This window comes from Ruegeria sp. BHSA163 (assembly GCF_059613365.1).
On sequence record NZ_JBXWSJ010000111.1, the window covers coordinates 1 to 5,559 of the forward strand.

At 50.7% G+C, this 5,559-nt stretch carries 5 protein-coding genes; 3 read left to right on the top strand and 2 right to left on the bottom strand.

The window, feature by feature from the left end; translation table 11 throughout:
* The 3 genes from AC2FNV_RS23255 to AC2FNV_RS23265 form a co-directional block, all read left to right on the top strand.
* Positions 1 to 230: DDE-type integrase/transposase/recombinase (locus AC2FNV_RS23255; protein ID WP_496774682.1), on the top strand; the 230-nt coding region annotated here is incomplete at its 5' end.
* Between the two features lie 238 nt (positions 231 to 468).
* A complete protein-coding gene (locus AC2FNV_RS23260; protein ID WP_170609105.1) occupies positions 469 to 1,704 on the top strand; it encodes an adenylate/guanylate cyclase domain-containing protein in 1,236 nt (411 codons plus the stop codon).
* A gap of 380 nt (positions 1,705 to 2,084) precedes the next feature.
* Entirely contained in the window at positions 2,085 to 3,659 is a 1,575-nt protein-coding gene (locus AC2FNV_RS23265; protein WP_170611048.1) for a tannase/feruloyl esterase family alpha/beta hydrolase, read from the top strand.
* Between the two features lie 93 nt (positions 3,660 to 3,752).
* Here the strand turns inward: AC2FNV_RS23265 and AC2FNV_RS23270 are convergent, their stop codons facing one another.
* Both AC2FNV_RS23270 and AC2FNV_RS23275 read right to left on the bottom strand, forming a co-directional pair.
* The gene (locus AC2FNV_RS23270) at positions 3,753 to 4,511 is read right to left on the bottom strand and encodes an SDR family NAD(P)-dependent oxidoreductase (RefSeq protein ID WP_170611045.1); all 759 of its coding nucleotides are present in this window, start codon (positions 4,509 to 4,511) and stop codon (positions 3,753 to 3,755) included.
* A gap of 77 nt (positions 4,512 to 4,588) precedes the next feature.
* The gene (locus tag AC2FNV_RS23275) at positions 4,589 to 5,293 is read right to left on the bottom strand and encodes an SDR family NAD(P)-dependent oxidoreductase (protein ID WP_170604854.1); all 705 of its coding nucleotides are present in this window, start codon (positions 5,291 to 5,293) and stop codon (positions 4,589 to 4,591) included.
* Positions 5,294 to 5,559: the final 266 nt, after the last annotated feature.

Here is a 5,559-nt window from a genome sequence, read left to right on the forward strand (position 1 = left end):
AGACGGGCAGGTGGCTCAATAACCGAGTTGAAAACTCGCACCTGCCGTTTCGACGACTCGAACGCGCCATGCAACGTTTCCGGCGTATGCGAAGTTTGCAGAAATTCGCCTCCGTCCACTCCTCCGTCTATAACCATTTCAACCAGGAAAGATCGCTCGCCAGCAGAGACATCTTCAAGCTGACACGCACCGCCGCTCTTGCCGAGTGGCGCGAACTTGGCGCGGAATAAAGTACAGTGTCACTGGCATACCAGAGACGAGTTCGAATTCGTCTGACAGCACCTCTTTCCGTATGTTGTCACGCGACTTTCAACGACATCCAATTTGTCCGCGAAGCCGACGTTTCAAAGTCATATCTTCGAAGATCTGCTTAGGGTTGCGAGCACCTTGGGAAAATTGAATTTGAGGTGTCCTTGAAGTGAATTAGACTACGAACTATGTCTTCCGATAACTCATTATGAGGACATCATGGCAGCCCCACTAATCCAAAACTGGGAACTGACCACCGCCATAAAAGACTTAGCTGATTGGCTGGTTCAACAGGGTTTGGAGAATGCGCCGGTTGAAATCTGGCTTGAAGCATTCTGCAACCGTCTTGTTTCAGCAGGAATTCCACTTCAAAGAGCAAACATTACTGTGCGCGCTCATCATCCCGAGATTGGGACAGTAGCTTTTCGCTGGCACAGAGATGGAGGAAATGAGCGACAAGACTTTGTTCGAAGAACGGATGCGCCGGAAGAATACATTCTAAGCCCGATTTACTATCTTTTAGCAAACAACTTTGAAGAGATCAGACAAGACCTGACAGTCGAAGAACCTAAGCTTAACTTTCCAATCTTTGACGAACTTCGCGAACGCGGTGCAACAGATTACTTCGCTGTTAAACGTTTCTTCCTTATTCAGGATAATGCTACGCCCGTGGATCCAATGCAGGCCGAGGAAGGGGCCATTATCTCGTTGACAACCGACGCAAGCGGTGGCTTTACAAGTCAGCAACTTGACGGTTTGCGTGAATTGATTTCGCCACTTTGCCTGACGCTGAAGTGTGGGGCAAACAGACTCATGGCTGAAGACATTACTGCCGCTTATTTGGGCAGAGACGCCAGCAGGCGCGTTCTTTCCGGGGACATCACCCGAGGTTCATCCGAAACGATTTCAGCCGTAATTTGGTATTTTGATTTGCAAGGATTTACAAAACTATCGGAGGCGCTTCCAGGAAATTCTATAATAGAATTGCTAAACGATTATTTCGCAGAAGCCGTCGACATAGTCGAACGCCATGGCGGAAACGTTCTGAAATTCATGGGAGATGGTATGCTTGCGATCTTCGATATTGATCAGGTTCCGGACGCTCGCAGAGTCGCGATTCACGCGGCGATTGAGTTGCGAGATACCTTCGATAAACTCAACAAACGACGAAAAGTGGACGGTTTAGCAACGACAGGCTTCACTCTTGCGCTGCACGCTGGCGATGTACTTTATGGCAACATTGGCGGCAGGTCTCGTTTGGACTTCACAGTGGTCGGCCCGACAGTCAATACAACCTCCCGAATTCTTGGCATGTGCAGCGCACTAGATCAGAACATTATTATTTCTAACAAGGTGGCAGAGGACTTAGTGAAATCCATCCCAAATCTTGTTTCGCTGGGGCAATACAGATTGCGCGGTGTTGCTGAAAGACAGGAGCTGTTTACAATAGATTGAACGCGAATTGAAAAGCGTCATCGACGCTGAGCAGACTTGCACTTGTCCTCTGATACTTCACGAAGGTCTTGTTAGAAGAACTTGGGTTGAACGGGCCGAGCGCTAGAGCTGGCTTCAACTTCCAATGTGGCCATTTATGTGCATCAGGCCAGGTACAGAGATCATCCGAACAAGGTCTATTCTTCTGCTACAGCGGTCGTTCGTACCAACTGCAGCGAATGACCGCTCCGAGCCCAAAGCCGACCGACCGAACTTGAAGAGAGTACCCGGTTCAGATAGTTTCGCAACAGAAATCAAGACGCTTCTGTGTTGCTCAAAAAATGATCCACATTGCGTCGACATTGTGCGGCAATTCTTGATTGCCAGGTTGGAACATAAAGATGCATCCAAACGCGTTGACATCAGAAGAAACGAAATTCTCGCTGGTTGTTGCAGTATCGCTCGTTTTCTTTTTCACATCGGGACAAGAGGCCGCTGCGCAAAATTCCTGTGCTACTGAATTGCCGTCACTTCCTGACGTGATGCTCTCTCAGACGTCCGCAGAAACCGAGCCTGTATCACACTGTAAGGTCGCGGGTGTGATCGGTGGCAAGATCAATTTCGAGCTTCTGCTGCCAGATGATTGGAATGGCAAATTCGTCATGGGCGGAGGAGGCGGTTTTGTCGGATCGGTGATGAATACATCACTGATGTTTAACTCTCTCCAATCGGGCTATGCGACCGTCGGTACCGATACAGGCCACCAAGGCCATCCGGGTGATGCAAGTTGGGCTCTAAATGATTTGGAAGCTCTCGTAAATTTCGGACATTTGGCAGTGCACCGAACAGCGGTAACAGCCAAGGCCCTGACCAACGCTTTTTATGGGAAGCCAATTACCCACAGCTACTTTACGGGCTGTTCTCGCGGCGGCGGTCAGGCAATTATGTCGGCACTACGCTATCCCGAGGATTTCGACGCAGTTGTTGCAGGGGCACAGGCCCATAACTGGACAGGTATCGCTGTGCAGGCGACCCAAATTAATCAGGCGATGTATCCGGACCCACAAGACTTAACGCAGGCAGTTATAGGACCTGAAGCACAGGCGTTGGTCGAAACTTCTTATCTCGCAGCCTGTGATGCATTAGATGGGCTAGAAGACGGTATTCTCAACGACCCACGACAGTGCAATTTCGATGTTTCAAGCTTGCAATGCGAAGGTAGTAAGTCTGTAAACTGCTTGAGCGCAGAGGAAGTCGCGGCATTCAAAGTCGTCTATGATGGACCGTCGGATTCTGATGGCAACAGCCTCTACTACGGCTTTCCCTTTGGTGGGGAAACGGCTCCAAACGGTTGGAGCCGCTGGATATCCGGTGGATTGAGTTATTTTGATGGAGACTTCCAAGAAGGTGTCGGGGCCGGTGGATTTGAGGCTCCGGTGTCTCCCAGTGCCTTGTTCAGCTTCGGCAACGGTATAATGAAGTATTTCGTCTACAATGATCCCAACTGGACATATGTGGATTTTGACTTCAGCAACTACGCGAAGGACTCAGCGGCAGCCGCGGAAACCCTGAATGCGACCGACCCTGACCTGTCAGCTTTCCGCGCACGAGGCGGAAAAATGCTGCTGTATTCGGGTTGGCACGATAGTGCAGCATCCGGGTTGGCGATGATTGGATATTATGAGGATCTCCTAGAACACGACTCAAGTGCGTCTGACGACATCCGATTGTTCATGATGCCGGGAGTAGAGCATTGCTTTGGAGGTCCCGGACCTTCGTGGGTAAATTTCCTGACCGAAATCGACGCGTGGGTAGAGTCAGGTGAAGCTCCTGATGAAATCACTGCGTATTGGCTTGACGAGCAGGCGCGACCAACTGGTTCTAGGCCCCTATGCGCGTATCCGAGTGTTGCAAAGTATGACGGGAAAGGCGACCCACTTTATCCCACTAGCTTTTCATGTCGCTTCGAAAATTGACGGCTCTCAGATAAATTCGGATGGCTGTTTAGTCCGCAAAGCAGTCCCACGAGCAAGTAGCGGCGAACGACTGCTTCGAGCCCATTGCGGACATCAGATAAAGTGAATACCCCCGTCTATCACGACAGTCTGTCCGGTAATTGTAGGGCTCTTACAAAACAACAGCACCTGCTGCGCAACGTCGTCAATTGAGGTTGTTGTTCCAAGAAGCGACCGATCTCGCCACATTGCAACGTAATCTTCGGGAGCCCCACCAGACATTTGCGTCCCTTCCATCAAACCAGGAGATACGCAGTTCACCGTGATATCGGGAGCCAAGGCTACAGACAGAAACCTTGTAAGGGGTACGACAGCGGCTTTACTTGGTGCATAGGCTGCGGCGGCGCCCCAATCCCCATGCCCAATTGTAGATGAAAGGTTTACAACTCTACCCCAATTGGACGTCCGCAGATGAGGAGCAGCAGCTCTGGTAAGATAATATGGACCGCTTAAGTTCACCGTTAGCATTTCTGTCCAAATCTCCGGGGTGAGTGCGTCCAGATCACCATTTGGCACATTGTGCCCGCCAGACGCCATGCCGGCATTGTTCACGAGAATGTCCAGCCCACCAAACTTGCTGACTATCTTGTCAATACAGGCATGCACTGAAGCAGGATCGGTGAGGTCAAACTGTTCAGCGAAAGCCGTGCCGCCTTGGCTTTTGATGTCCGCACAGACTGCTTCAGCGCGGTCCGATCCATTGCGGTATCCGACAAGCACTTTGCTTCCGTTGCGTGCGAGTTGCTTACAGATCTCAGAACCAAGTCCACCGCTGCCGCCACTTACAAAGGCGACGCTTCCTAAAATTTCCAACCTTCGATCCTCCGTCAGCGGCACTCACACCTAGTGCCGGACTCATTCACAAAACCTTCACTCAAACTGCAGTTAAATTACCACTTCTCGCCGAACGGACGAATGTCGAGTTCGAAGGTCCATGCGGACTTGTCTTGCTTTACAAGCATCAATGCGGTTTCAGCAATCTTGGCAGGATTGATAAAGAACTCGTCGGGTTCGTTCGGTGCAAAATTTGCTCGAGTGTCTTCGGTGTCGATTACGCCGTCGATGACCAAGTAGGCAACGTGTACTCCTTTCGGTCCGAGTTGCTTTGCCAGCGAATTCGCCAACGTGCGTTGGGCCGACTTCGAAGGTGCGAAGGCCGTAGTCCATACATTCCCGCGAAGGGCAGCGGTGGCACCGGATATAACGATGGCACCCGACCCTCGCTCAGACATTTGAGGCCCTAGAAGCTTGGCTGTGGTGAATAATCCCAGCGCGCCGACGCGCCAGCTCTGCTCGAATTGAATTTCCGTAACATCTTCGATCGGGCCAAACTGGGCGAGATCCGCGTTGTAGATAACAACGTCGATCTCACCAATTTCGTTTTGGACCGACTTCAGCGCAGTTCTAAGACTTTCCGAGTCTCCAGCATCACATTCATATGCTCTGACGGAATTGTCGGCACCTTCCAATTCTCTGAGCCCCACGCCGGACCTACTGAGAAGCGCAAGGTCATATCCGGCATTTTTGAATGTTTCGGCATAAGCTGTCCCAAGCCCGGGACCGAAACCAATTATAACGCAGACCTTGTTATCCATGTTGATTTTTCTCCTCGGGTAAATCGTATAAGGCGAATTATTTCACGTATTAGCAACTCCAATATTGAAAGGCGGCTCTGTCCGCATTGCGGTCGCTCGCGGCATTTCAGCGAATGACCGCACCGAGCCCAATACGGGCATGGTTGTTGTTTGATTAAAAATTCCAACTAAAATGAGCGCACTGTATCTTTTTCTCGATCAGGGGGAGCCGATGACAACAACGCACACAGGTTATTTGCTGATTGCAGATGTCACCGGCTACACAC

Excerpts from the sequence above, each read along its gene's own strand:
- AC2FNV_RS23260 (WP_170609105.1), top strand. The coding sequence starts at position 469 with ATGGCAGCCCCACTAATCCAAAACTGGGAACTGACCACCGCCATAAAA.
- AC2FNV_RS23265 (WP_170611048.1), top strand. The coding sequence starts at position 2,085 with ATGCATCCAAACGCGTTGACATCAGAAGAAACGAAATTCTCGCTGGTT.
- AC2FNV_RS23275 (WP_170604854.1), bottom strand. The coding sequence starts at position 5,293 with ATGGATAACAAGGTCTGCGTTATAATTGGTTTCGGTCCCGGGCTTGGG.